This is a genomic window from Sphingomonas sp., assembly GCF_036388435.1.
Classification (GTDB): domain Bacteria; phylum Pseudomonadota; class Alphaproteobacteria; order Sphingomonadales; family Sphingomonadaceae; genus Sphingomonas.
This window is the reverse complement of sequence record NZ_DASVRV010000025.1, coordinates 97,385-123,026: the sequence shown is the minus strand read 5'-3', so window position 1 is coordinate 123,026 and position 25,642 is coordinate 97,385. Positions and strand designations below refer to the sequence as shown.

Annotated in this window: 24 protein-coding genes and 2 pseudogenes; 18 read left to right on the top strand and 8 right to left on the bottom strand. The window is 68.3% G+C overall.

Annotation, left to right across the window (positions count from 1 at the left end; translation table 11 throughout):
- The first annotated feature begins 109 nt into the window (after positions 1-109).
- On the top strand, positions 110-1,735 hold the full coding sequence (locus tag VF592_RS06305) for an amidase (protein ID WP_331004761.1): 1,626 nt from the start codon (positions 110-112) through the stop codon (positions 1,733-1,735).
- Here the strand turns inward: VF592_RS06305 and VF592_RS06300 are convergent.
- From VF592_RS06300 to VF592_RS06290, 3 genes are read right to left on the bottom strand one after another with little or no spacing between them, the layout of a single operon-like run.
- Positions 1,620-2,429, bottom strand: a complete 810-nt coding sequence (locus VF592_RS06300; RefSeq protein ID WP_331004760.1) for an alpha/beta hydrolase — start codon at positions 2,427-2,429, stop codon at positions 1,620-1,622. The two genes, VF592_RS06305 and VF592_RS06300, sit on opposite strands and share 116 nt — an antisense overlap.
- Positions 2,426-3,769, bottom strand: coding sequence for an MmgE/PrpD family protein (locus tag VF592_RS06295; RefSeq protein ID WP_331004759.1), 1,344 nt, complete (start codon positions 3,767-3,769; stop codon positions 2,426-2,428). The genes VF592_RS06300 and VF592_RS06295 overlap by 4 nt, the downstream gene beginning before the upstream one ends.
- Positions 3,766-4,677: a hypothetical protein gene (locus VF592_RS06290; protein ID WP_331004758.1), complete on the bottom strand. Its 912-nt coding sequence runs from the start codon at positions 4,675-4,677 to the stop codon at positions 3,766-3,768. The genes VF592_RS06295 and VF592_RS06290 overlap by 4 nt, the downstream gene beginning before the upstream one ends.
- Positions 4,678-4,922: 245 nt before the next feature.
- Between VF592_RS06290 and VF592_RS06285 the strand changes: the two genes are divergently transcribed.
- Together VF592_RS06285 and VF592_RS06280 are read left to right on the top strand one after the other, a co-directional pair.
- A complete protein-coding gene (locus VF592_RS06285; RefSeq protein ID WP_331004757.1) occupies positions 4,923-6,620 on the top strand; it encodes an alpha/beta fold hydrolase in 1,698 nt (565 codons plus the stop codon).
- A gap of 10 nt (positions 6,621-6,630) precedes the next feature.
- Positions 6,631-7,131, top strand: a complete 501-nt coding sequence (locus VF592_RS06280) for a hypothetical protein (RefSeq protein WP_331004756.1) — start codon at positions 6,631-6,633, stop codon at positions 7,129-7,131.
- Here the strand turns inward: VF592_RS06280 and VF592_RS06275 are convergent.
- Complete coding sequence (locus tag VF592_RS06275) at positions 7,115-8,476, bottom strand: MFS transporter (protein ID WP_331004755.1); 1,362 nt, start codon at positions 8,474-8,476, stop codon at positions 7,115-7,117. The two genes, VF592_RS06280 and VF592_RS06275, sit on opposite strands and share 17 nt — an antisense overlap.
- A 170-nt stretch (positions 8,477-8,646) precedes the next feature.
- On the opposite strand from VF592_RS06275, the gene VF592_RS06270 reads away from it, so the two are divergent.
- The 8 genes from VF592_RS06270 (at position 8,647) to VF592_RS06235 (ending at position 17,284) form a co-directional block, all read left to right on the top strand.
- Positions 8,647-10,407, top strand: coding sequence for an alpha/beta hydrolase (locus VF592_RS06270; RefSeq protein ID WP_331004754.1), 1,761 nt, complete (start codon positions 8,647-8,649; stop codon positions 10,405-10,407).
- Between the two features lie 70 nt (positions 10,408-10,477).
- Entirely contained in the window at positions 10,478-10,825 is a 348-nt protein-coding gene (locus VF592_RS06265) for a hypothetical protein (protein ID WP_331004753.1), read from the top strand.
- Positions 10,819-11,235, top strand: coding sequence for a heme-binding protein (locus VF592_RS06260; RefSeq protein ID WP_331004752.1), 417 nt, complete (start codon positions 10,819-10,821; stop codon positions 11,233-11,235). Before VF592_RS06265 ends, VF592_RS06260 begins: the two co-directional genes overlap by 7 nt.
- 12 nt (positions 11,236-11,247) lie before the next feature.
- The gene (locus VF592_RS06255; protein WP_331004751.1) at positions 11,248-12,360 is read left to right on the top strand and encodes a class I SAM-dependent methyltransferase; all 1,113 of its coding nucleotides are present in this window, start codon (positions 11,248-11,250) and stop codon (positions 12,358-12,360) included.
- A 3-nt stretch (positions 12,361-12,363) separates the two neighbouring features.
- Positions 12,364-14,415 (top strand): hydantoinase/oxoprolinase family protein, encoded by a 2,052-nt coding sequence (locus VF592_RS06250; protein ID WP_331004750.1) that lies wholly within the window; start codon positions 12,364-12,366, stop codon positions 14,413-14,415.
- A 4-nt stretch (positions 14,416-14,419) separates the two neighbouring features.
- Positions 14,420-16,294, top strand: coding sequence for a hydantoinase B/oxoprolinase family protein (locus tag VF592_RS06245; protein WP_331004749.1), 1,875 nt, complete (start codon positions 14,420-14,422; stop codon positions 16,292-16,294).
- A complete protein-coding gene (locus VF592_RS06240) occupies positions 16,291-16,911 on the top strand; it encodes an isochorismatase family protein (RefSeq protein WP_331004748.1) in 621 nt (206 codons plus the stop codon). Before VF592_RS06245 ends, VF592_RS06240 begins: the two co-directional genes overlap by 4 nt.
- A gap of 61 nt (positions 16,912-16,972) precedes the next feature.
- Positions 16,973-17,284 carry an enoyl-CoA hydratase/isomerase family protein gene (locus VF592_RS06235; protein WP_331004747.1) on the top strand — a complete coding sequence of 104 codons (312 nt, stop codon included), beginning with the start codon at positions 16,973-16,975 and terminating at the stop codon, positions 17,282-17,284.
- Here the strand turns inward: VF592_RS06235 and VF592_RS06230 are convergent.
- The 3 genes and pseudogenes from VF592_RS06230 to hemC form a co-directional block, all read right to left on the bottom strand.
- A pseudogene (locus tag VF592_RS06230) lies at positions 17,284-17,469 on the bottom strand (HU family DNA-binding protein); the annotation flags it as partial. The gene VF592_RS06235 and the pseudogene VF592_RS06230 sit on opposite strands and share 1 nt — an antisense overlap.
- A gap of 229 nt (positions 17,470-17,698) precedes the next feature.
- The gene (locus VF592_RS06225; RefSeq protein ID WP_331004746.1) at positions 17,699-18,661 is read right to left on the bottom strand and encodes an alpha/beta hydrolase; all 963 of its coding nucleotides are present in this window, start codon (positions 18,659-18,661) and stop codon (positions 17,699-17,701) included.
- A 520-nt stretch (positions 18,662-19,181) separates the two neighbouring features.
- Positions 19,182-19,972, bottom strand: a pseudogene (gene hemC, locus VF592_RS06220) (hydroxymethylbilane synthase); the annotation flags it as partial.
- Positions 19,973-20,204: 232 nt separating this feature from the next.
- Between hemC and ccmC the strand changes: the two are divergent.
- From ccmC to VF592_RS06185, 7 genes are all read left to right on the top strand, one after another.
- Positions 20,205-20,930 (top strand): heme ABC transporter permease CcmC, encoded by a 726-nt coding sequence (ccmC, locus tag VF592_RS06215; RefSeq protein WP_331004745.1) that lies wholly within the window; start codon positions 20,205-20,207, stop codon positions 20,928-20,930.
- Positions 20,927-21,055 (top strand): hypothetical protein, encoded by a 129-nt coding sequence (locus tag VF592_RS06210; RefSeq protein ID WP_331004744.1) that lies wholly within the window; start codon positions 20,927-20,929, stop codon positions 21,053-21,055. The genes ccmC and VF592_RS06210 overlap by 4 nt, the downstream gene beginning before the upstream one ends.
- The gene (gene ccmE / locus VF592_RS06205; protein ID WP_331004743.1) at positions 21,052-21,486 is read left to right on the top strand and encodes a cytochrome c maturation protein CcmE; all 435 of its coding nucleotides are present in this window, start codon (positions 21,052-21,054) and stop codon (positions 21,484-21,486) included. Before VF592_RS06210 ends, ccmE begins: the two co-directional genes overlap by 4 nt.
- A 133-nt stretch (positions 21,487-21,619) precedes the next feature.
- The gene (locus tag VF592_RS06200; RefSeq protein ID WP_331004742.1) at positions 21,620-23,545 is read left to right on the top strand and encodes a heme lyase CcmF/NrfE family subunit; all 1,926 of its coding nucleotides are present in this window, start codon (positions 21,620-21,622) and stop codon (positions 23,543-23,545) included.
- Positions 23,542-24,069, top strand: a complete 528-nt coding sequence (locus tag VF592_RS06195; protein ID WP_331004741.1) for a redoxin family protein — start codon at positions 23,542-23,544, stop codon at positions 24,067-24,069. The genes VF592_RS06200 and VF592_RS06195 overlap by 4 nt, the downstream gene beginning before the upstream one ends.
- Positions 24,066-24,473, top strand: coding sequence for a cytochrome c-type biogenesis protein (locus VF592_RS06190; RefSeq protein WP_331004740.1), 408 nt, complete (start codon positions 24,066-24,068; stop codon positions 24,471-24,473). The genes VF592_RS06195 and VF592_RS06190 overlap by 4 nt, the downstream gene beginning before the upstream one ends.
- Complete coding sequence (locus tag VF592_RS06185; protein WP_331004739.1) at positions 24,473-25,114, top strand: cytochrome C biosynthesis protein; 642 nt, start codon at positions 24,473-24,475, stop codon at positions 25,112-25,114. The genes VF592_RS06190 and VF592_RS06185 overlap by 1 nt, the downstream gene beginning before the upstream one ends.
- A 4-nt stretch (positions 25,115-25,118) precedes the next feature.
- Here VF592_RS06185 and VF592_RS06180 read toward each other — a convergent pair whose 3' ends face one another.
- Positions 25,119-25,625, bottom strand: coding sequence for a TspO/MBR family protein (locus VF592_RS06180; RefSeq protein ID WP_331004738.1), 507 nt, complete (start codon positions 25,623-25,625; stop codon positions 25,119-25,121).
- Positions 25,626-25,642 lie beyond the last annotated feature (17 nt).

The window sequence follows — 25,642 nt, the reverse complement described above, 5'->3', positions numbered from 1 at the left end:
CGGCACTATCCCGGTGGCGGTATCGGTGTCGTGCATCGAGTGCACGCGTCGGATATGCCAGTCCGGCCTGGTCGCTTGATCGCATAACGGGTGTCGCGGACGAGGTAGCATGACGATCGACGACCGAATCGAGACCGCGGGTCTCGCCCGCGTGCCGCCCAGCGAGGCGATCGCGGCCATAGGCCTGGCCGACGAACAGGCCGCGGCGGTGCGCGCGTTTCCGTCCGTCTATTCGCGTGTCGACCCGCCTGTCGACGCAGGCGCGGTCTGCCTCGTGGAGCGCGGACCGGCGGGTCCCGATCCGCGCGGAGGAACCGCCGAGGGCCGTCGGTCGATCACGCGGATCGTCCAGGCCTATGCCGCCGGGACGCTCACCCCGCCCGCGTTGCTCGACAGCGTGCTCGATCGGATCGACGCGATTGATGGCGGTCTGCACAGCTTCGTCGCGATCGACCGGACGGGATCGCGCACCGCCGCCGCGGCGTCCGCGCGGCGCTGGGCGGCGGGGACATCGCTCGGGCCACTCGACGGCGTGCCTGTCGGCATCAAGGATGTGATCGACGTCGCAGGGCTGCCGACCCGCTGCCATTCCCGGCTGACCAGCGATGCGCCGGCCATGTGCGATGCCGCGGTCGTCGCGCGACTGCGCGCGGGCGGCGCGGTGATCCTCGGCAAGCTCGCCACGCATGAATTCGCGATCGGCGGCCCGGCCTTCGACCTGCCCTTTCCGCCCGCGCGCAACCCGTGGAACCGCGGTCATCATCCCGGCGGGTCGTCATCCGGCGCCGGCGCGGCGGTGGCGGCGGGGCTGGTGCCGCTGGCGATCGGCACCGACACCGCCGGATCGGTGCGCAACCCGGCCAGCGCATGCGGCGTCGTCGGGCTGAAGCCGGGGCGCGGCGTGCTGCCGCTCGACGGAGTCGTGCCGCTGGCCTGGACGCTCGACCATGTCGGGCTTTTGACGGGCAGCGTCGCGGACATGGCGCTGGCCGCCGCCGCACTGGGCATCGACGCCGCGGCCGGCGAGATCGGCCGGGTCGGTTATGTCCGGCATTTCCATGCGCGCGACATGGCGGCGAGTGCGGAAATGTCGGCGGCGCTCGATCGCGCCGCGGCAGCGCTCGGCGCCGTCGAGGTGACGCTGCCGCCGCTCGGCGACTTCGCGCTGGTGAACCGCGTGATCCTGCAAAGCGAGGGGTTCGCCTTCCACGCAGCCGATCTGCGCAGGCGGCCCGAGCTCTACTCGGCGCTGACCCGCAAGGCTTTGTTGGCCGGTGCCTTCACGACCGCCGAGACGCTGGCCCTCGCGCATCGTCGGCGCATCGCGCTGACCGCCGCCGTGAATGCCGCGTTCGAGCGGGTCGACATCCTGCTGACCGCCAGCGGCATGGAACCCGCCTGTCGTATCGACGATCCGCCCGAGATCGCGCGCAGCTACATGCTGCAGGCGCGCACCCCGTTCAACGTCACCGGCCACCCGGCGCTGGCGATGGCGGCCGGGCTCTCGGCGGCGGGCCTGCCGCTTTCGGTGCAGTTCGCCGGCCGCATGGGTGACGAGGGGCGGCTGATCACCGTCGCCGCGGCATGGGAGGCGGCGATGGGCGGACCCGTCTTTCCGCCTATCGGTTGCGGAACGCGCGGATCTTCGCCGCCGCGACTTCGGGCTGCTCGATCACCAGATAATGCCCGCTTTCCGGGATCACGTGGAGTTCGGCCTGGGGCAGCGCCTCGCTGATCCTGCGCAGCCCGAACCCCGACGGCGCCGTGTCGAAAGCGGTCATATTGTCCTCGGCGCCGGCCAGTAGCAGGACCGGCATCGTGATCCTGGGCAGCAGCGGCGACAGGTCGGTGCGTTCGATCGTCTCGGTGCCGGCGATGAACGCCTCTGGTTGGGTCTTGCTGTTGGCGTCGCGGATCGACTGGAGGACCGCTTCGGCGTCGGGACGGTCATAGAAGCCACGCGCGAAGCCGGCGACAGAGGTCAGGTCGGCGACCGCGACCATGCCCTGTTCGCGCGCGCACCGTTTCCACGTGGCGCGCATCATCCGCGCGGCATTGTCGTAGCGCGCCAGGAAACAGCTGAGCACCAGCCGGTCGACCAGGTCGGGCCGCGACGCCGCCAGCGTCAGGCCGATCATCGCGCCGAACGACGTGCCGTGGATGCTGACGCGGTCGTAGGGCAGCGCCTCGATCAACTCGGCGACCAGGTCGGCGATGCCCTGCATGCCGCCCGGACGGGGCGTGCCGCGGCTTTCGCCATAGCCGGGCAGGTCGAAATCGATGACCGCGAAATCCGCCGAGCACAGCGGCGTCAGATGCTCGAAATTGCGGTGGCCGAAGGCTGAGCCGTGAATCTGGAGGAGGGGCGGGCCGTCCCCGGTCACCTTGTACCAGATCGTCTCGCCGCCGGGCAGGTTCACCAGAGTCATGCGTCGATCCTCAGCAAATCGGTCAGCGATCGGACGTCGGGCAATCGGTCCAGCGTCCAGACGGTATCGATGATCGTGTCGGCCCGGCCGGGCGGCAGCGCGCCGGCATAGTCGCGGAACAACCGGCCCAGCATCGCATCGGGCACGCGGTTGCCCGGCGTGCCCAGGAAATAGGTGATGTCGTGGCGTTCGACACTGCCGTCGGTGAAACGCACGTCGAGCGCGCACCCCTCGAACGTCGCGCGGGCGTCATCGGCGATCAGGCCGATCCGGTCGCGCAAGGCGAGCACGGCCGGGTCGGTGTAACAGGCCGGCGCGGTCTGGGCGGTAGTGAAATAGCCGGCAAGCCACGCGGCGGCGGCGCAATGGCGCAGGTCGAACGTCGCCTCGCTTTCGCTCGACGGTGCGCCGAAGCGGTCGCGGCGCTCGTCCGCGATCGACTGGACCAGCGGATTGACGTGGAAGGTCATGCGATCGACCGTGCGACCGGCGGCGCGCGGAAGCACCGCCAGCACGCATTCGACCGGGCCGTGGGTGATCGTCTCGGTCGGCACCACCTTGTAGGTCTGGCCGAACAGCCGCCATTCGCGGCCGAGCGTCGCCAGCGCCGGGGCGATCTTGGCGCGGTCCTCGTCGCATTGCGCCTGGAACATGCCGCGGTCGCCCTCGAACGCGGTGGCGGGCGCGGTGAAGCCGCGTGTCGCCAGCTCGAACGCCGACAGGCCGCTGCGCGCGGTGGCGCCGGTAATGTAGCTGAGCGTCATGCTGCCGACCGAGGCGTACAGGCCGAACGCGGTGCACATCGCGATGCCCAGGGCATGGACCATGCGCGCTTCGTCCAGTCCGGCCAGCACGCTGCACGCGGCCGCCGCGCCGACTCCGCCGGTCAGCCCGGCGGGCACCGCGCCGCGATAATAGCCGGTCGGCATCAGGATGGTCGCGACCGCCAGTTCGGCCTCGATCCCCAGCGCCAATGCGCGCAGCAGGTCGGCGCCGCTGCTCCGGCGTGCCTCGGCCAGCGCCAGCACGGCGGGCAGCACCGCCGACACGGCGTGCATGAAGCACGGGATGTAGGTGTCGTGAAAATCCAGCACTTCGTAGAGCGCGCCGTTGACCATCGCTGCAGACTGCGGGGTCGTGGCGGTGCCGAGCCAGTGGACGCTGGCGCCGGTTCCGCCATGTTCGGTCGCCCAATCGTGCAGGATACGGATCGCGGGGTGGTCTGCCGCGCCGACCGATGCCTTCAGCTGGTTGAGGATCAGCCGCTTGGTTTCGTGCAGCACGTCGTCGGGGACGGTCGTCGCGTGCAGGAACCGCGCCAGCGTTTCGGACACGGTCATCGCGCGACCGGCTCCAGCGTCACGCCCTGCGCCCGCTCGCCGAACATCCAGCGCATGATCGGCTCCTGCGCCTGATTGTATCCGCCGATCGCGGTCAGCGCGTCCCAGGCAGGAAAGCCGCGCAGGCCGACGAACGTCGGCTTGCCCGCATAGTTCGACGTGTAGTTGGCGGCGATCGGATAGGCGTGGAGCGCGCCCACCTGCTCTGCCAGGCCTTCGGTCGGCAGGATCACGTCGGCGTTCGCCAGCGCGATGTCGATCCACGCCTGATATTGGCGCTCGGGCGGATGCGTCTTGATCGGATAGCCCGCGGCGCGTTCGGCCGACACGTCGGGCGCTTCCAGCAGACTGAGGCGCAGCCGGACCACGCCGGGCGCGGCGGCCCAGCGCGCCGCGATGTCGCGCATCGCCGCACGGAATGGTCCCTCGTCGCCGCGCGCGCGGAAGAACAGGCCGAACGCGGGAAGCGGCGGGGAGCCCTGCGGCGGGACCAGCGCGCTGGTATCGACCAGAGTGACGGCCATGGCGTCGACCGCCTTGTAGGTCGTGCTCTGGTCGACGATCAGGTCGATATCGCCGAGCAGCTGCCCGCGCACTTCCGGGTCCGGGTCGGCGGAGAACATCGCCAGCGCATCGTCGTCGGCATAACGGACATCCGACAACCACATCAGCTGCGCATCGGTGGGACATGTCTGTTCGACGCCGGGCAGATCGGTGAAGATTGGGCGTACCGCATCGAATTGGTAATGCCGATATTCCCAGATTCCCGGCCGCCGCGCGATCGCCGGGCTGTGCACGTCGCGCCAGTAGCGGCGCACCGCATCCAGCGGCAGCTCCGGCTTTTTCCAGCCGCAGGTGATGCGGCAGATACGGGCCTGATTCTCGGTTTCGACCGCCCGGTCGGACATAGCATTCCCCATCTGTTCTGCAGGAGCGTTCGGTACGAAAACCCGGTACTCTCGAAACGACGCTCTCGGTCGGGGCGTGATTAAAACACGCGGCGGCGCGCGGATCGCTCCGCCGAGCGTTACCCGATTGGCGGGTGGCGGATATTCCGCGAATTATCGGCCAAGGAAGCGGGACCAGCATCCCCGTTCGAGACCAGTCAGGACGAAGAGCGTATGAACCGACCCGGCTGCACCGTTGCCCGATCATGAGCGGATCGCGGCGCATCGCACGACGTTTCCTGCAGGTCGGCGACCGCCGCGTGCATTATCTTCGCGCCGGCGATGGTCCGCCGTCGGTGCTGATCCATTCGTCGCCCGCCAATGCGCGATTGTTGATGAAGGAGATCGAGTACCTGTCGCGCGATCACACCGTCTTCGCGTTCGACACGCCGGGGTTCGGGCTGTCCGATCCGTTGCCGCTCGCGACGATGACGGTGGCCGATCTGGCCGACGCGATGGCACAGACGTTGGAGGCGATCGCGATGCCGCGCTGTCCGGTGTTCGGCACGCACACCGGGGCCGCGATCGCGCTGGAACTGGGCGTCCGCCATCCCGAGCGGGTCAGCGGCCTGGTGCTGGACGGCGTCCCCGCATTCACCGACGCCGAATGCGACGCCTATTTCGGTGACTATTTCCGTACCCTGCCGTTGAGCGATCTGGGCGGCCATTATGCCGACAGCTGGACCCGGTTCCGCGACCAGTCGACCTGGTTCCCGTGGTGCGAGCGGGTGCCGGCCCATCTCAACCCCCATGACCTCAGTCCGCCGCACAGCACGCATCTATGGGTCTCGATGTATTTCGAGGCGGCGGAGCATTATGTTCCGGCCTATCGCGCCGCCAGCTTCTATGGCGCGGGCGCCGTCGCGGCGGTCGGCGCGCTGACCGTGCCGGCGGTGTTCACCGCGACCGAGACGGACATGCTCCACGCGCATCTCGATCGTTTTCCGCCCCTGCGCGACGGCCAGACGATCGTGCCGATCGGCAATTTGCAGGAGCGCAAGCGTGCCCTGACGGCGCAGGCGTTCGTCCGATTCGGCGCGGATGGCCCCGCGCCGATGCACGGCGATGCGCTGGTTCCCGCGCCGACGATCGCCCGCCAGTTCGTCGCGGGCGGCGCAGGGCAGCTCCACTTGCGCTACGCCGGCGATCGGTCGGCGCCTGCGCTGCTGTTGCTGCATGATGCGCCGGGTTCGGCGGAGCAGGCCGAGCCACTGATCGCCGCCCTCGCGGCGCGTTTCTTCGTGGTCGCGCCCGATCTGCCGGGTCATGGCGAATCGGAGCCATGGGACGAGCCGCCGACGCTCGCCCGGCTGGCGGACGCCGCGGGGCGGCTGCTCGACACGCTGGGTATCGCGTCCGCAAGCGTGTACGGCATCGGGTTCGGATCGTCGGTGGCGCTGGCGCTGGCAGGCCGCCAGCCCGGACGGGTGGCCATGACGGTCCTGCAGGGCATCGCCTTGCCCGATGCCGCCGAGCGCGCCGAGCTGCGCGCGCATTATGCGCCGCCGATCGCGATCGAGGCGGATGGTGCGCACTGGTATCGCACATGGCTGATGCTGCGCGACTCGCAGATCTATTGGCCTTGGTACGACAGGCGGCTGGAGCGCCTGCGCCGGGTCGATGCCGATTTCTCGGCCCGGCCGCTGCATCGCTGGACGATGGACGTGATGCGCACCCGCGCCAGCTACGCCCATTTGATCCATGCCGCGCTGGACGAGGATGCGGTCGAGGCACTGCGCGGGGTGACGACGCCGATCGCCCTGATCCGCGACCGTGACAAGCCGCTGTCGATATATGACGACCGGGCGCAGGCGCTCAGGCCCGACGCGGTCGCGATGTCGGCCGATGATGGCGACATACCCGCCCGCCTGGCCGCATCTACGGCGATACGACCGTTTCGTTAGGAGAAGACTCATGGCCCGCACTGCCGCATATCTGTCGACCGGCCTCTCGATCGCGCTGGCGACCGCCACGCCGGCGACCGCCAAGGCCAAACGCGTCGTCTGCGCGCCGACGACGGCGTTCACCACCGACCTGGAATATCTGGACGGTTACCGCGTCTATACCGGGCCCGATGGCGACTCCGCGGTGGAACCGTTGCGGATTCCGGCGCGCATCGTGCCGCTGCTCGACACGGGCAAGAAGCTGGGCGTGCTCGATCTGCCCCGGGGCGGCGACCGCGCGGTGCAGATCTTCATCGGCGCGGCCGATGTCGACCTGCCGCTCCACCCTGCGCCGTACAAGGAGATGTTCGTGCTGCTGGGCGGATCGCTCACCTTCAAGACGGCGAAGTTCAGCGCCGCGATGAAGCCCGGATCGGTGCTGCTGTTCGAGGATGTCGATGCCCGGGTCGGTCATGGCGGGCGGGTCGGCCCGTGCGGCTATGTCTCGCTGTCGATCAAGCCGCCGCAATAGTCTCGTTAAGCTTGCGCTCGTCGAGGTCGTAGAAGGCGAGCGCGGCCATCCCCGCCAGCGTGATCGCGGCGGGAACATAGGCCATGGCGATGCGGATCGCCCATAGGGCGCTGGCGGGCTGGTCGACCGCGCCGCCGCGCGACTGGACATAGCCATAGGCGCCCAGCAGCGCACCGACGAGCGCGACCCCGATCGCGCCGGAGAATTTTTCCACGGTCGTGTACAGCGCGGCGAACACGCCTTCGCGGCGCAGGCCGGTGCGCAGATGGTCGTATTCCATCGTGTCGGGCAGCATGGACTGGCCCATCAGGATGACGCCGCTGCCGCTGATGCCGATGACGACGCCGCGCAGATAGACCATCCACAACGGCTCGCCTTGGACCGCCAGCATCCAGCTGAGCCACACAGGTAGGCTGAGCGCCAGCGCCGCCATGAACGTGCGCTTCTTACCCCACCGCCGCGAACACCACAGCCACAGCGAGGGCGCGATCAGGAACATCGACGTCTGGTACAGGAAATAGGTGCCCAGCACGCCGTTGGGCACAGCCAGGATACGCTGGAAAAAGAACGGGAAGATCGATTGCACCCCGAGCGACATCAGCGTGATGAACTTGACCAGGATCAGCACCAGGAACGGTCGGTTGCCTGCCGCGGAGCGGATCTGTTCTCCGATGCCGTGATGCGTCACGGACCGTTCGGTCGACGGCGCGTGCGCGGTGCCGGCAAAGGCGACGATGCCCGCCAGGATGATGATCGGCGCGAAGACCATCGCCATCTTGGCATAGGCATCGCCGCCGCCGCCGAACCAGTCGAGCAGTTTGGGCCCGATCGCGCTCGCGATCAGGATCGCCATCCCGACCCCGTAGACCCGCCAGCGCATCAGTTCGGAGCGCTCGTGGTAATCGCGCGTCATCTCGCCCGGCATCGCCATATAGGGCACATTGAAGATCGTGTAGGCGGTGGCGTAGAACATCAGGATCAGCGCCATGTAGACGGTCCGCGCGGTCTCCCCGGCGAAGTTCGGCGCGGCGAAGATCGCCAGCAGCGACACCGCGAGCAGCACCGCGCCGCCGATCAGATAGGGCCGCCGCCGGCCCCAGCGGCTGCGCGTGCGGTCGCTGACGATCCCCATCGCGACATCGGCGAACGCATCGTAGAATTTGCTGACCGCGATCAGCGTCGCGGCCAGGCCCGCGGCCAGCCCGTAATTGTCGGTCAGGAAGCGCAGCAGCAGCGCGTTGGTCGCGGTCAGCACGGTGACCGGTCCGAGCGTACCGATGCCCCAAGCGATCATGGCCCCGCGAGTGAGGCGGGGCGTGGTCGCGAAGGTCCCGTTGTCCGTCATCGCGCTCGTCTCCGCCTCCGCCCGTCATCCTACCTCGCCAGCCCATCCTGTGCGAGCCCGTGGGGCAATCCGGCGTGGGCACGACCTCCGAATGGCGGTTGTTCGTTTTGCGCGGCGTCGTGTCTGGCCGCGGCGGCGGCAGTCTGCTCGGCGATTGCAAAGGAACGACGATGATCCGCTACGTGCTGGCGATCCTGCTGCTGATTCCCGCCGCGGCGGACGCCGCGACGCCCGGCGTCAAGATCGAGGTGCTTCAGCTGCCGAGCGATCCGCCGGGGCGCGAGATCGAGGCGCCGGGCGGCGGCCGGGTGACCACGCCCGCGGTGCTGTTCACGCCGGCCGGTGGGGCCAATATCCACGGACCTGCCATCGTCATGCTCACCACCGGGCCGGGCGCGCATCCGCTGGAGGCAGGGCAGGCCAGTCGCTTCGCCGCCGAGCGGCTGGCGGCGCGGGGCTATACGGTGCTCAGCCTTTACGGAAAGCTCGAGCATGATTTCACCACCGTCCGCTTCGCCGACACGGTCTGGGCGGTGAAAGCGGGCCTCGATTACCTGGAAATGAGCGGGTATGAGGATTTCGTCCTTGCCGGGCAGAATTACGGCGCGATCGTCGCCGCGCACTATTTGGCCACCCAGCCCGATCGCCTGATCGACAATGGCGGCGAACGGCGGGTCAAGGCTGTGGTCCTGATCAATCCCACGACCAATTTGCGGGGCTTTCCGCGGGCGGGGCTGTCCGGCGCGGATTACGACGCACGGGCCGCGCGGGCGCAGGCGTCGGTCGCGAGCGGGCGCGGCCTGTATCCCAAGACGCTGGAGCCCGGGCGGGGGGCTACGCCGGCGACCGATCCGTGGGTCGGCAATGGCGTGTTCGTGCAGCCGGCCGAGGGCTTCATGGAATTGTGGAGCCCGGCCGCGCAGGCACGCAACCTCGCCCTGCTCGGCAAATTGTCGCTGCCCACGCTGGCGCTGGTCAGCGGCAGCGATCGATCGACGTCGGACCGGCTGACAACCGCCGGCAAGACCGACATCGTGCGCTTTCCCGGCGATAAGGGCGCGTTCGGCGGCCACGAAGACAGGGCGAGCGACGCCATCGCCGATTGGCTCGCCGGGCAGGGTCTCGGTGTTCGCCCCGCGGTGACGACGGACGTGGTCGACGTGACCACCGGCGGCGGCCGGATACTGCAGGGCGTGCGCTATGCGCCCGCGGCCGGTGCGGACCCGCAGCGACCCGTCGTGCTGCTGATCTCGGGCCGGGTCGGGGATACCATCCAGTCGTCGACCCACTGGATCGGCTGGCGGCTGGCGCAGCGCGGCTATGTCGCGATCGCGCCGGGTATGCGGATTTCGGGAGTTGCCGGCTTCCAATCCTCCCGCCTCTCCGAAGTGACGGAGGATCTCGGCAAATGGGTCGACAAGGCGGCGGTGCTGGGTGCCCGCCGGGTGGTGCTCGCCGGCCATTCCAACGGTGGCGTCTGGCTGTCGACCTATATCGCCGCCACCCATGACCCGCGCGTGGTCGGCACCATCTATATCGCGCCGACCCGCGACAGCCCGACTTATGCGCGCGACCATTCACCACCCGGCCAATATGACCGCGACGTGGCCATGGCGCGCGCGGCCGCCGCCCAGGGCCGCGACATGGATGTGGCGATCGGGTTGATGAGCGCGCGCGCGTTCCTCGACAACAACGCGCCCGAGGCGCGCACCGTCCACACCGCGCGGGTGCGCGAGTTCAGCCTGCCCGGCCTGTCGATCACCGGCGCGAAGGATCCGCTGATGAGCCCGGATTTCATCCGCGAATTCTCAGCCGCCTATCGTGGCAAGCTCGACACGTTGCGTTACCCCGACGGCACCCACGGCTTGCGCGAGAACAAGCAGCGGCTCGCCGCCGATATTGCCGCTTGGCTGGCGCGGACTTTTCCATGATGCACCGGATAGCGGATATTGACGATGCCGTGATTGCCGCCCCGTCGCCGATGCGGACATGATGATGGCCATGATCGACGCTTCCTCCCGCAAGCCTCGCCGCCGTTTCGCGCGCGGTCAGTCCCGCCCCGAATATCTCAACCCGAGCGATGTCGACGCGGTGATGATGATGCTCGTCGCGCTGATGTCCGAAGTATCCGCGTTGCGGGATCGGCTCGACACGCATGAAGCCGTCGCCGAACTCGGTGGCACGATCACGACCGCGGCCATCGAGGCCTATGAACTTACCCCCGAGCGCCACGCCGCGCGCGAGGCGAGTCGCGAAGCGATGCTGAAGCGCGTGCTGCGCGTCATCACCGAGGAACGCGACGCCGCCGCCACAGACGGACCTGCCAAGAAAGTGATCGAAGAATGCTGACCCTGGACCTCGCGACCGAGATCGCCCGTTTCGCGCTGGCCGAAGGGCCGAAGCGGGGAGTGAAGGTGATGTCGGTCGTCGTCACCGATCCCGGCGGCCACATCCGGCTGGCGATGCGCAGCGACGCGCAGGGGAATTTCGGGGTCGATACCGCACTTGGCAAGGCGCGTTCGGCGCTGGGTTTCGGCCGCAGCTCGTGGTCGCTCCAGAAGACGTTCGTCGATCCGTGCGGAGTCGCCGCGATCACCGCCGCGACCGGCGGCGCGTTCGTGCCGCTGGGTGGCGGCGTGGTGGTCCAGCGCGACGGCCTGACGATCGGCGCGGCGTCGATTTCGGGCGGGATGCCCGAGGTCGATCATGATGTCATCGTAGCCGCGGTCGAGTCCGTCGGCCTGTCCGCCCTCGCCTGAAGGAAGCCGATCATGTTCCAGGAACGCCACGCGCTGCTGCCATCCGAAACGCATGACGAGGCGGCGCGCTATGCGTTCGTGTCGAGCCTGCGCAAGATGTTCACTGTCGATCTCTTTCCCGGCATGCGCACCGTCTACAACCAGCGCCAGCGCCCCGCCTATGAAGCCAGGCACGGCCGCGCGCCTGAAACGGTGCGCGATGCCAAGGCGCTGATGGAAGAAAGCTTCTACTACCGCGGATCGAACGTCATCGGCCGCGCCGCGCAGGAACTGCTGTGGGACACGGTCGGCGAAAGCGTCGAACGCCAGCTCGACACGCTCGATGCGGCGGCCAAGCCCAAGCCGGACGATCTCGGCACGCTGCGCACCAACCCCGAGCTGCCGATCCCGCGCTATATCGACTCGGTCGATATCCACGTGATGCCCGGCAATTTCCATACCGAGCTGAGCGAGGACGATACCTTTGCCGGCGCGCTCTATGATCGCGGGGTCCACGTCTTCTCGTTCGGGGGGCTGGGTGCGCGCAACGACGGCCTGGGCGTGGCGATGGCGGCGTTCGTCCGGGAAACCTATCCCGATCTGAAGCCGAAACGCATCCTCGACATGGGCTGTGGTCCGGGCTTCACCACCGTGCCGTGGAAGGAAGCCTTTCCCGACGCCGAGGTGCATGGCATCGATATCGGAGCGCCGCAGGTGCGCTATGCGCATGGCCGCGCCGAGTCGCTTGGTGCCGCGATCCACTTCAGCCAGCAGGACGGCACCGCGACCGACTTCCCGGACGGCTATTTCGACATCGTCGTGTCGATGCTCGTCACGCATGAATGCCCGCAGCCGGTGATCCGGGGATTGTTCAAGGAAGCCAATCGCCTGCTCGCGCCCGGTGGCCTGACCTTGCACGATGGCGGCGCATCCTATGCGTCCGACCCGTTCGAGAATCTGCTGATGAGCTGGTTTGGCAACAATGTGAACGAGCCGTTTTCGGCCGGGTTCAAGAGCCTGGATTACGATCAGGCGTTCATCGACGCCGGGTTCGCCAAGGACAAGCTGGTCCGTGGCAAGCGCGACCCGGTCTATCTCAAGGGGCAGCTGCCCCCCATCAGCTTCGTCGGCGCGATCAAGGATTGATCAATGGGGTATCGCTTGGGTGTCGATGTCGGCGGCACGTTCACCGATCTGCTGCTCTTCGACGATGCGAGCGGTGATTTCTGGCGACACAAGACGCCGTCGACGCCGCATGACAGCAGCGAAGGCATCCTGAACGGGGTCGAGGCGCTGTGCGCGTCGGCCGGCGTTTCGCCGACCGAGATCGCCTTTTTCCTGCACGGCACCACGGTCGCGACCAACGCGATGCTGGAGGGCAAGGGCGCGCAGGTCGGGCTGGTGACCACCGAAGGCTATCGCCAGATCATGCAGATCGCGCGCAGCTTCGTGCCCGGCGGCCTGGCCGGCTGGATCGTCTGGCCCAAGCCCGAGCCGCTGGCGAAGCTGGAGGACACGGTCGAGATCAAGGGGCGGATGGACGCCGAGGGACGCGAAGTCCGCCCGGTCGATGATGGCGATATTCGCCAGCAGCTTGAGGTGCTGAAGGGCCGGGGGATCGAGGCGCTGACGATCAGCCTCATCAACGCCTATCTGAACGGCGAGCACGAGCGCCGCGTCGCCGCGATCGCCGCCGAGGTGATGCCCGATGTGCCGATCTCGATGAGCCATGTCGTGCTCCCCGAGATGCAGGAATATGAGCGTACGCTGACCACCGTCGCCAACGCCGCGGTGCGTCCGCTGGTCGGGCGCTATGTCCGCAACCTGCGCGACAAGCTGGAAAAGGTCGAGATGACCGGGCGGCTGTCGCTGCTGCGATCCGATGGCGGGCTGATGTCCAGCCAGAAATCGGAGGAACATCCGGTTTCGTTGCTGATGTCCGGCCCCGCCGGCGGTGTGACCGGCGCGCTCTGGGTGGCGAAGAACGCCGGGCTCGACAACATCCTGACCCTGGACGTCGGCGGCACCTCGACCGATGTCGCGCTGATCGAGCATGGCGAGCCACGCCGCGTCCGCACCACCGAGGTCGGTCATCTGTCGGTGCGTGCCTCGTCGCTCGACGTGAAGACCGTCGGCGCCGGCGGCGGATCGATCGCCTATGTACCCGAACTGACGAAAGCGTTGCGCGTCGGCCCGCAGAGCGCCGGCGCGGTCCCGGGGCCGGCCGCCTATGGCAAGGGCGGCACGCTGCCGACGGTGACCGACGCCAATGTCGTGCTCGGCTATCTGCCCGAAAACCTGCTGGGCGGATCGTTCAAGCTCGACCGCGAGGCTTCGACCCGCGCCGTCCAGACGATCGCCGACGCGCTCGGCATCGAACTGATGGCGGCGGCGCGCGGGATCATCGACATCGTCAACGAGAACATGTTCGGCGCGCTCAGGATGATCTCGGTCCAGCAGGGCTATGATCCCCGCGGCTTCGCGCTGATGGGATTCGGTGGGGCGGGGCCGCTCCATGTCAACGCGGTCGCGCGGCTGATGGGCAGCTATCCCGCCGTCTCGCCGGTCAGCCCCGGCGTGCTGTGCGCGCTCGGCGATGCGACGACGCGGATGCGCACAGAGACCGCACGCTCGCTGTCGAAGCGGCTGAGCGAGACCAGCGCCGAAGAAGTGATCGCGACGCTGACCGAAATGGAAGCTCAGGTCCGCGACGAACTGATCGCCGACGGTATCGCCGCGGACGAGATCGAGACCGGGTTCGAGGTCGACGTGCGCTATTCGGGGCAGGCGTTCGAGGTGCCGATGGCGGTGTCGCTTGCGGACTTGCAACGCGACGGTCTGGCCGTGCTGACCGGGCGGTTCGACGCCGAGCATCTGCGGTTGTTCACCTTCAACATGGATACCGAGCACGAGCTGGTGAACCTGCGCGCGGTCGCCACCGGCCGCGCGCTCGAGCTGCCGGCGCTGACCCTATCCAGGGGCGATGGCGATCCGAGCCAAGCCAAGCTGCGCGACCATAGCCTGTGGATGGACGGCGCGCAGCACGCCGCAGTGATCTACGACCGGTCGAAGCTGGAAGCGGGCGACGTGATCTCTGGCCCGGCGATCGTGACCGAGATGGATTCGACCACGCTGATCGAGACCCGCCACGTCGGCACCGTCGATGCTTATGGCAACATCCTGATTACCCCGGAAGGCTGATCCTATGCCCGCCACGATCGTCCAGACCAACGAAACGCCGTTCAACCAGGTCGCGATCGACCCGGTCACGCTCGACATCATCGAGAATGCGCTGCGCAATGCGCGGATCGAGATGGACGCGACGTTGGTCCGCACCGCGATGTCGCCCGGCATCCGCGAGCAGGGCGACGCCTTCCCGCTGATCGCCGACCACAAGGGACGGATGATCGTCGGCCAGTTCGGGTCGTATATCGGCCCGTTCCTCGACGGTTATGACGGCACGCTCGAGGAAGGCGACATGATCTTCCTCTCCGATCCCTATTCGGTGCAGGGCGCGATCAGCCATCTGAACGATTGGCTGGTGCTGCTGCCGGTGTTCAAGGACGGGCGGATCATCGCCTATACCTCGATGTTCGGGCACCAGAGCGACATCGGCGGCAAGGTGGCGGGATCGATGCCGATCGATGCCACCAACATTTTCCAGGAAGGCGTGCGCATTCCGCCCGTCAAGATCTGGAAGCAGGGCGTGTATAACGAAGAGCTGGTGAAGCTCGTCATGGCGCAGTCGCGCTCGCCGGAATGGTGCAAGGCCGATCTCAATGCGCTGATCGCCTCGTGCCGGGTCGCTGCGCGCCGCGTGATCGAGATGTCGGAACGCTTTGGCGACGACGTGTTCGTCTCCGCCTGCGAAGACCTGCTGGCGCGCAACCACCGCGCCATGAAGGCACTGATCGACACCGCGATCGGCGAGGAACCGGTCAGTTTCGAGGATTATATCTGTGACGACGGCCTGGGATACGGCCCGTACAAGATCAAGTGCACGATGTGGCGCGAAAACGGTCGGGTGGTGCTCGATTTCGACGGCACCGACCCGCAGAGCCAAGGCAGCATCAACTTCCTGTTGAACGAGAATATGATGCGGATGTTCTTCGGCATCTACATGATTATGGTGTTCGACCCGCAGATCCTGTTCAACGACGGCTATTACGACCTGATCGACGTGCGGATCCCCGAAGGCTCGCTGCTGAAGCCCAAATTCCCCGCCGCGCTGTCGGGCCGTACCCACGCGCTGGGGCGGTTGTTCGACATCCTGGGCGGACTGCTCGGCCAGAAGACGCCGGAGTTCCTCAACGCCGCAGGCTTCTCGTCCAGCCCGCACCTGTTCTATTCGGGCCGCAATGCGAAAGGCGACTGGTTTCAGCTGTTCCAGATCGGCTTCGGCGGCATCCCAGGCCGGCCGCTGGGCGATGGCCCCGACGGGCACAGCCTATGGCCGAACTTCACCAACGTCCCCAACGAGTTCCTCGAGCGCTACTTCCCGCTGCGGATCGAGCAATACACCACCGTTGCCGACAGCGGCGGTGCCGGGCTGCACCGCGGCGGCAACGGCATCCTGATGACGTACAGGTTTCTGGAGGACGGCGAGATCGCGATCCACGACGATCGCTGGTTCGTCCATCCTTGGGGCGTCAACGGCGGTGCGCCCGGCGCACGCGCCAAGAAGATCCTGCGTCGCGCGAACGGCACGACCGAGATCGTCGGCAACAAGCGCGAGGATATGAGGGTGAAGGCCGGCGACGAGCTGGACTTCATCACCTGGGGCGGCGGCGGCTGGGGCGACCCGCTCGACCGCGATCCTACGCTGGTCGCGGAGGAAATCGGTCAGGGCCTCGTCACGGTCGAGGGCGCGCGTCCCTATGGCGTCGTCTTGAGCGACGGCGTGGTGGACCAGCCGGCGACGGAGGCGCTACGCACCCAGATGCGCGCCGAGCGCGGCGAGGCGATCCCGCTGTTCAATTACGGCCCGTCGATCGACGAACTGCGCGCGCGGTCTCAGACCGACACGGGGCTTGCCGCACCGATCCAGCCCGAATGGGCATTGCCGATCGCCGCCGAATGACCGATCTGGCGGCGGATTACGCGAAGGCAGGTTTCGGAGGACATCTGCCGTTCGGTGATCGTCCGGCGGTGCTGGTCGTCGATGTCTGCCGCGCCTATCTCGATCCGGCGTCGCCGCTCTATGCGGGGGCAGAGGGTGCGCTGGCAGCCAACGTGACGCTGGTCGCGGCGGCACGCGCGGCGAGCGTGCCCGTCCTGTTCACCCGCGTGCGCTATTCGGCAAACGGGCTCGACGGTGGGCTATTCTACAGGAAGGTGCCCGCGCTCGCCGCTTACCTCGACGACAACCCGCTCGGCGACTTCGACGATGCGTTGCGCCCGCAGGTCGATGACATCGTCGTCACCAAACAATATGCCTCGGCATTCTTCGGCACGTCGCTGGCCGCAAGCCTTAACGCGCAGGGCATCGACACTCTCGTCATCACCGGCTTCTCGACCTCGGGCTGCGTCCGCGCCACCGCCCTCGATGCGCTTCAGCACGGCTTTGTACCTTATGTCGTGCGCGAAGCATGCGGCGATCGTGCGCCCGGGCCGCATCAGGCGAACCTGTTCGACCTTCAGGCCAAATATGCGGAGGTGGTCGCGCTAGGTGATATGATAGCGCTGCTGCAGGCTTAATCGGGTCGGCGACAATAGCGGGCATGACACGATCATCTTCGACACGATCGCGACCGACGACGTGGCGCCGTATGTCCGGCTTCTCCAACTGAACCGTCCTCAGGTCGCCACTTCCGTCAACACGCGAATGGGCGAGGCGTTCTTGGCATTGTGGGACGGCTTGGTCGCCGAACCCGCGCGCTATTATGCGATGGTCCTGACCCGGGCGGGCGAGCGTGCGTTCTGCGCCGGCGGCGATCTGAAGCAGCGCGGCGGCATGAGCGACGAGCGGTGGCAGTCGTGGGATCTCGTGTTCGAGCGGATGATGTGCGCCCTCCTCACCGTGTCGACGGCGATCATCGGCGCCTGCGGGTCAGGCCGGCATGGATTATGAATCGTCATCGCCTCACCGGTCGCCGGATCGCGGCCCTGACGCTTGAGCCGATCCTTGACGGCGAACTTGCCGAACCTCTGGATCGCAAACTGTTCGCCCTTGGCGGCCGCGTCGGCAATCTGGTCGGAGACCGCGGTAATCGCCGCCGCGCGATTGTCAGCGCACGCGGATAACAGGTTTGTCATGGAACCGGTGGTGCGGGGACGAAGGCGACCATTTCCTATATCGGGCTGAAGGGGATATCGCGCCGAACGGGACGTGGCGTTGTGCCTTGCGCGACACTGTCGCGTCATTGACGGAGCTGGTCCTGTGCCGGCCGAGGGCGCGGGGCCCGGCATGCCGTATCTCGGAAGCCCCGCTCGGTCGCATATCGGTCCCGCGGTCCTGTGGGTGACGCAATTGTCTCTTGCGTCGTCAGCTCGAGGCGCGGCGGCCCGGCGCAAGCACGGCATCCGCCACGATATCCGGCCTGACATGATGGATCATGTGCCCGCCACCGGCTATTTCCATGCCGCTCGCTTGAGGAAGCTCGCGCAGCAACCTGGCCGACTGGTCGGCTTGGTTCACCAATTTGTCGCCTTCGCCCCAAAGGATCGTCACCGGCAGGGTCAGCGCGCGATGACGCTTGGCGAGGCGCGCGGCGGCGGCGGGCATCTGCCCGCTATCCGCGGCGGTCACGCGAAGCTGTTGTGGACGGAGCATCAGGCCGAACGGCATGTCGTTCAGGAAATTCTTGGTCGGGTCCGCGGGCGAAAAGATCATCCGGTTCCCGGCTGGCCCGGTCAGCCGCGTCTGGAGCGGCGCTATGGTGTGCGCGATCAGGTCGCCGACGACCGGCATACCCGCGATCGCGGTTGGCAGCGCGTCGGCCCGCAACGTCGGAAAGAAATAGCCCGAGCCGAGCACCAGCTTGGCCACGTCGCCCGGATGATCGAGCGCCCAGGCAAGCGCCACCAGCGTGCCCCAGCTATGGCCCAGGACGATCGGACGCTCCACCCCGATCCGCGCGCAGGCGGCGACCAGCAGCGCCGCCTGGCGCTCGGGTGTCCAGGCCGATCCCCTGGGCCGCTCGGTATAGCCATAGCCGGGGCGGTCGAAGACGATCACCCGCCGGGATGCGGCGAGTCGGTCGACCAGCCCGCTGGTCATGAAGTCCTGGATCAGCGAGCCGCTGCCATGGAGCAGAACGACCGGATCACCGCTGCCCCGTTCCAGCACGTGCACCGCCACGCCGTCCACGTCCACGACGCGGCCGACCGGCGGATAGCGACGCTCGGCGCGGGCGCTGGCGACTCGGTTGAACAGGGCCGACGCGGCGAGCGCGGCGGCGGCCAAGGGCAGAACGGGATTGGCGGAAACGCTGTGGGGCTTGTTCATGTGCTTTTTCTAGCCTCCGCTTGGTCAGAAATATCTAGGTCGCCACAACAACGGCCGTCGCTCGCGAATGTGTCCGATATGATATCGCGCAGAGCGGGCCCAGAGCCGGCAGCACCCCGCCTTCCGGCGATGCGGACTGGCTGTTCGGGAACCGATGGCCAGGGACGGAGTTTCAGGTTTCGGCGGGCTTTGAAAGAGTTGCGATCATGGCGTCGACTGGATTTCTATCTTCGCTCAACCTGGGCACCCTGGTGGTCGTCCTGTTGGTCGCCGTTGCGGCCCTGGCCTTTTTCCTCAGAAAGCGGTCGAACCGCCATCCCCTGGAAGGTCGTCGGGAGCGCAATGTTGGCGCCGACCTAGATGCCGGTCGGACCCCACCGGATCATTCGCCCCGCCGCTAGCGAAATAGGATATCGGCGGGCGGGCGGGCGGTCGTCGGATTGGACGCCGCCCCTTCGCCATCGTCGGCGAGCGTCGAGCGTCGAGCACGCACATGGTCTTGCGGCGACTGACTGTCTGATGCGTCGGGCGCGCGCGTCAGCAGGTCGCGTGCGATCGCCGCCGGATCGGTGCCCGACCCGGTGATATGGGCGCTGCCGTCTTCGGCGAACAACTCGGCGCGAATGATGCCGTCCTGGCTTGCGAGCGCGGCGACCGGGGAATCACAACCGGCGTGGAACGCGGCGAGCAGCGCCCGTTCGGCCAGCACGCACCTATGTATCGGCGGAGGGTCGAGTATGCCGAACAGGGCGCGGATGTCGCTGTCGCCTGCGCGCACCTCGATCCGGCCGCACCTTGCGCCGGCGCGGGAAGCATGACGTTCAGGTCGATGGTCACGCCGACATCGGGGCGTCGAGTCGGTCGAGCCCGGCCGCCGCCAGCAAGGTGCCATCGGCCTCACCGGCCGCCGGCTTGGCGAGACGCATATCGATATTGCCGCGAAATGACATGATCCTCAGATCGGGCCTCAGGTGCGTGATCGCGCTCGGCGGCGCGGCGAGCTGGTCCCGACGGTCGCGCCCTTCGGCAGGTCCGCGATCGACGGTGCGCCAATCATCGGTCCCGCACATCCACGCCTGCCGTCACGGCCGCGATGGAGATCGCCGCCGGACGGACCGTCTCCACATCCTTCATCAGGTGCACCGCGCAGTCGATGTCGCCGCCCGGCAGCGCGCGATCGAGTTCCTTGGTCCACAGCGCCTTGCCGTCGATCTCGGCCAGGGGACGATCCTGCACCGCGCCGTCGGTCGTGCGGATGACGACGATCTCGACCGTCACGCCGTGCGCCGCCACCAGGGCGTCACGCACCATCGCCGCCTGGACAAGCGCGAGGGGAGAGCCGCGGGTGTCCAGCCGGATGCGGTTCACGAGCAGCCCCCGGCGTTACCGTTCAGCAATATGATCGGTGCACGACGCGTCATCGACGGCCCCTTCCACCTGCTGCACCGGGCTGTGATCGGGGAAATGAGCTGTCAAACGATGTGGACGACGATCCGTGTAAGTCGGGCTTGGCTTCGCCCGGCGATCCTGCCTATGTTCGGCCGTGCCCAGCGTACATGCCCTCGCCAATCCCGCCCGCTTCCTGAAGATCGCGCGACCGCTGACCCCCATCCTGTTCTGGGCGGGCGCGGTGCTGATCGCGGTGGGCGTGTGGGCCGGGCTGACACAGACGCCCGCGGATTACCTGCAGGGCGAGAGCGTGCGGATCCTTTATATCCATGTGCCCACCGCGTGGCTGGGCACGGGCGGGTGGACCGGTATCGCGCTGTCGAGCATCACCTATCTCGTCTGGCGCCATCCCTTGTCGAACATCGCCGCCCGCGCGATCGCCGCGCCCGGCGCCCTGTTCGCCGGGCTGTGCCTGGCGACGGGCGCGATCTGGGGCCGGCCGACCTGGGGAACATGGTGGCAGTGGGACGGGCGGCTGACGTCGATGCTGCTGCTGTTCTTCGTCTACCTCGCCTATATGGCGCTGGCCCGCGCGGACGCCGATCGCGGCGGCGACGGGCGCATCCCCGCGCTGTTCGGGATCGCGGGCAGCGTGCTGTTGCCCGTCATTCGTTATTCCGTCGTGTGGTGGAACACGCTGCACCAGGGACCCAGCATCACGCTGTCGGGATCTAGCATCGATGCCACGTTGTTGTGGCCATTATGGTGGACGCTGGCGGGCTTCACGCTGTTCTTCGCGAGCATCGTGCTGATGCGGATGCGCGCGTTCCTGGCGGTGTCGCGGGTCGAGGCGCGGATGCGGCGGATGGCGGCGGCATGAACGCCTGGCCCTTCATCGTCGCGGCCTATGCGCTGACGCTGGGCGCGAGCGCCGCCGTCGCCTTTGGCGCGCTGGTCGCGATGCGCCGCGCCGAGAGCGCCGCCGACAAGACCACAAGGTCGTGAAGGCCAAGCATCAACGTCTGACCCTGGCGATGCTGGCGGTCGTCGCGGTGATCGGGGCGGCGCTGCTGGCGATGTCGGCGATGAAGGACCAGGCGGCCTTCTTCTATGCGCCGAGCGACCTCGCCAAGGCCGATGTCGCGCCGGGCACCGCGATCCGGCTGGGCGGGATGGTCGCGCCCGGATCGATCAGGAAGCTGGCCGACGGCGTCACCATCAGTTTCCTCGTCACCGACGATCTGGCGACCACGCCCGTCGCCTATCGCGGCATTCTGCCCGATCTGTTCCGCGAGGGATCGGGCATGGTGGCCGAGGGGCGGGTCGGCGCGGGCGGCGCCTTTGTCGCCGACACCATCCTGGCCAAGCACGACGAACGCTACATGCCCCCGCAGGTCGCGGGCAAGATGCGGAAGACCGAGACGCTCGAGCGATGAGGGCTCTCGGTCGAATCGTGAAATCATCGTCGGTCGCGCAGCAAGGGGGGGGCATCGGCGCCCGTCCTCGCACCGCTCACCCGGTCCAGCCGGCATCCGACCCGGCGTCCGCGGCGACGTCGAAGATCGTCGAATGATCGCCGAAGCGGGGCTTGCCGCGATCTGGTACGCCGGCGCGCTCGCGCTGCTGCAGCTGGTGCTGGCGACGATCGGCGTCGCGCGCGGCGCGACCCAAGTCTCGGGAGCGGTCCGCGCGGTCGCGGTGATCCAGGGGCTGCTCGCCGTGCTGGCCATGGCGCTGCTGATCGCGGTGTTCCTGCGCTCGGACATGAGCGTGGCGCTGGTCGCCCAGAACAGCCATTCGGCGAAACCCTGGCTCTACAAATTCGCCGGCGCCTGGGGCAATCACGAGGGCTCGATGCTGCTCTGGGTCGCGGTGCTCGGCCTGTCGGGCGGTGCCGTCGCATTGTTCGAGAAGCGTCTCGCCGGGTCGACGCTGATCGCCACGCTCGGCGCGCAGGCGGCGATCGCGCTGGGCTTCTACGCCTTTCTGCTGTTCGCCTCCAACCCGTTCGCGCGCGCCGATCCCGCGCCCGCGGACGGCTCCGGGCTGAACCCCCTGCTGCAGGATCCCGGCCTGGCGTTCCACCCGCCGACGCTGTACCTCGGTTATGTCGGCATCTCGATCGCGTTCAGCTTCGCGGTGGGCGCGATGGTGACGCGCGATGTGGGCCCCGCCTTCGCGCGGGCGATGCGGCCCTGGGTGCTGGGCGCGTGGATCTTCCTGACCCTGGGCATCACGGCAGGCAGCTATTGGGCCTATTACGAGCTGGGCTGGGGCGGCTGGTGGTTCTGGGACCCGGTCGAGAACGCGTCGCTCATGCCGTGGCTGGCGGCGACTGCCTTGCTCCATTCGGTGACGGTGCTGGCGACGCGCGACGGTCTGCGCGCCTGGACGGTGATGCTGGCGGTGGTGGCCTTCAGCATGTCGATGCTGGGCACGTTCCTCGTCCGCTCGGGCATCCTGACCAGCGTTCACGCCTTTGCGGTCGATCCCGAGCGCGGGGCGTTCATCCTGGCGTTGCTGGCGATCTATATCGGCGGCGCGCTGGCGCTGTTCGCGCTGCGCATCGGCACCGTCCGCGCCGGCACGACGTTCGAGGCGGTCAGCCGCGAGGGTGCGCTGGTGGTCAACAACCTGTTGCTGACGGTCATCCTGGGCGTGGTGCTGATCGGCACGCTTTATCCCATCGTCGCGGCGAGTTTCGGCGTGCAGCTGTCGGTCGGGCCGCCCTTCTTCAACAAGGCCGCGGGACCGGTGGCGCTGCTGCTGGTCGCGGTCATGGCGGTCGGGCCGCTGCTGCGCTGGCGGCGCGACCGGCCGCGGGCCGCGCTGCGCCGCGTGGCGATGCCCGTCGCGGTGACCGCCGTCGCGCTGGCGATCCTGTTGATGCTGGCACCCGGCATCGGCCTGCTGTCGTTGCTGGGGCTGATGCTGGCCGCCGGCGTCGCGGTGGCGAGCATCGCGCCTTTGTGGGGGCGCGATCTCGGCCGCACGCCCTTGTTCACCTGGGGCATGGTCGTCGCCCATCTGGGCATCGCGGTCAGCCTGGCGGGGATGGCGTCGGACAGCGCCTTCACGCGCGAAACGCTGGTCGCCGCGCGGATCGGCGAGCCGCAGCGCGTGGGGCCGTTCACCGTCACGCTCGACGATATCGTGCCGACGGTCGGCACCAATTGGTCGGCGCTGGAGGCGCGGTTGAGCGTGCGGCGCGGCGACCGTGCGGCGTTCCAGATGCGCCCGCAATCGCGCTTCTTCGCCAATCCGACGATGGTGACCAGCGAATCGGCGATCGCGACCCGGCTCGACGGACAGCTCTATACCGTGCTGGGGCAGCAGGACGCCGCGGGGCGATGGCAGATCCGGCTGTGGTGGAAGCCGTTCGTGACGCTGATCTGGCTGGGCGGCGTGCTGATCGCGCTGGGTGGCCTGTTGTCGCTGATCGGCCGGATGCGGCGCGAGCGGCGTGGCCCGCCGTCAGTGACGCTGGCAGTATGAAGCGGCCGCTGCTCTGGCTGCCGCTGCTGGCGTTCGTAGCGCTGTTCGCCGTCGTCGCGGGCGGTCTGTTCCGCCCGGCCGACCGGGTCGTGCGGTCGGCGCTGGTCGGCCAGCCGCTGCCCGGCTTCGCGCTGCCGCCGATGGTGCCGGGCAAGCCGGGGCTGGCGACCGCGGACCTTCGCCAGGGGCAGCCGCGCCTGCTCAACCTGTTCGCCAGCTGGTGCGTGCCGTGCATCGCCGAGGCGCCGCAGCTGATGGCGCTGAAACGGGCCGGCGTGCCGATCGACGCCATCGCGATCCGCGACACCGATCCCGCGATCCGCGCCTTCCTGGCGCGCAACGGCGATCCCTATGCGCGCGTCGGCGGCGACCGCGAGTCGCGCGTCCAGCTCGCGCTCGGCTCGTCGGGCGTTCCTGAGAGTTTCGTGATCGACGGGTCGGGGCGCATCGTCCTGCAACATGTCGGGGCGATCGACGCCGCCGACGTGCCGCGCATCGTCGCGGCCGTGAAGGGCGCGCGATGAGGGTGCTCGCCGTCGCCGTCGCGCTGTCGCTGGGCGGCCCCGCCCTCGCCCAGTCGAGCCTGCCGCCGGCGCGCTACGCCAACACGCAGATCGCCGATCCCGCCCGGGAGGCCGAGGCGCGCAAGCTGATGGAGACGTTGCGCTGCCTCGTCTGCCAGGGTCAGTCGATCGCCGACAGCGACGCCGAGATGGCGGCCGACATGCGCGCGCTGGTTCGGACCCGGATCGCGGCCGGCGAAAGCGCGACGAGCGTTCGGCAATGGCTGATCCGCAGCTATGGCGATTATGTCAGCTACGACCCGCCGCTGAGCCCCGTCACCGCCCCGCTATGGATCGCGCCGCTGCTGCTGCTGGCGATCGGCGGCGTCATCGCCGCGCGCAGCTTCAAACGGAAACGCCGCTGATGGGGTGGGTCACGCTCGTGGTGATCGGCATCGTCGCCTTTGCCGGCCTGCGCCTGGTGGGGGTGCCGCGCGCCCTTGGCTGGCTCACCGCCGCCGCGCTGGCCATCGGCGCCACCGGCTATGCGGCGCAGCAGCGCGCGGGGCTGCCGGGTCACCCGGTCACCGCCCAGGCGCGGGCGGTCGAGGTCGATCCGGGGATGGTCGCGTTCCGGGCGATGATCCTACCCGGAACACCCGACGGCCGGGCCGCGCTGGCGGTCGCCGATACGGACATGCGGCAGGGCGATACGGCCGCGGCGGTGGCGGGGCTGCTCCAGGCGACCCGGCGGATGCCGGGCGACGCGGCGTTGTGGACCGGCCTGGGCAGCGCGATCGCGGCGCATGACGGGGGGCAGGTGTCGCCGGCGGCGCGCTTCGCGTTCCAGCGCGCCTTACGCCTCGCGCCGCGCGAGCCGGGGCCGCCCTTCTTCCTGGGTCTCGCGCTGGTTCAATCGGGCGACCTCGCGGCCGCCAAGATCGCCTGGCTGCGCGCCCTGGCGCTCGCGCCGCGCGACGCGCGCTACCGCGTCGACATCGCCGAGCGGCTGGTGGTGATCGACGAGTTCCAGGCGATGACCGCGGGCGCGGGCATGAAGCCCTGACCGGTCAGGCGAAGGGGCGGTTGAGGCGGACGATCGCCCAGTTCAGCCAGGCGGCGAAACTGACCCAGAGCAGATAGGGCAGGATCAACAGGCTCGCCTTGGTCGAGATCGGCCATAGCCCCACGACCAGCGCGACCAGCGACGCCCAGAGGAAGACGACCTCGACCAGCGCCCAATCGGGCCGGCGCAGCCGGAAGAATAGCGGGCTCCACAGCGCGTGGGCGACGGCGTTGGCCGCGAACAGGATCACCACGTTCGCGCGCGCGGCGCCGTCGGGCGCCGCGTTCCAGGCGATCACCGCCGACCATGCCGCCAGCCCGAGGATGATCGTCCAGGCCGGGCCGAACAGCCAATTGGGCGGCTGCAGCCCCGGCTTGCGCAGATTATGATACCAGGAGCCGATCAGCGTCATCAGGCCGCCGAACCCGCCCAGGAAGATGGCGACCGCTACCGCGATGATGGTCGGTGTCGAGGGCAAGGCGTCGTCCGGCTTGTGGAGTGTCCAGCCCATGATACACGTATCGCGTG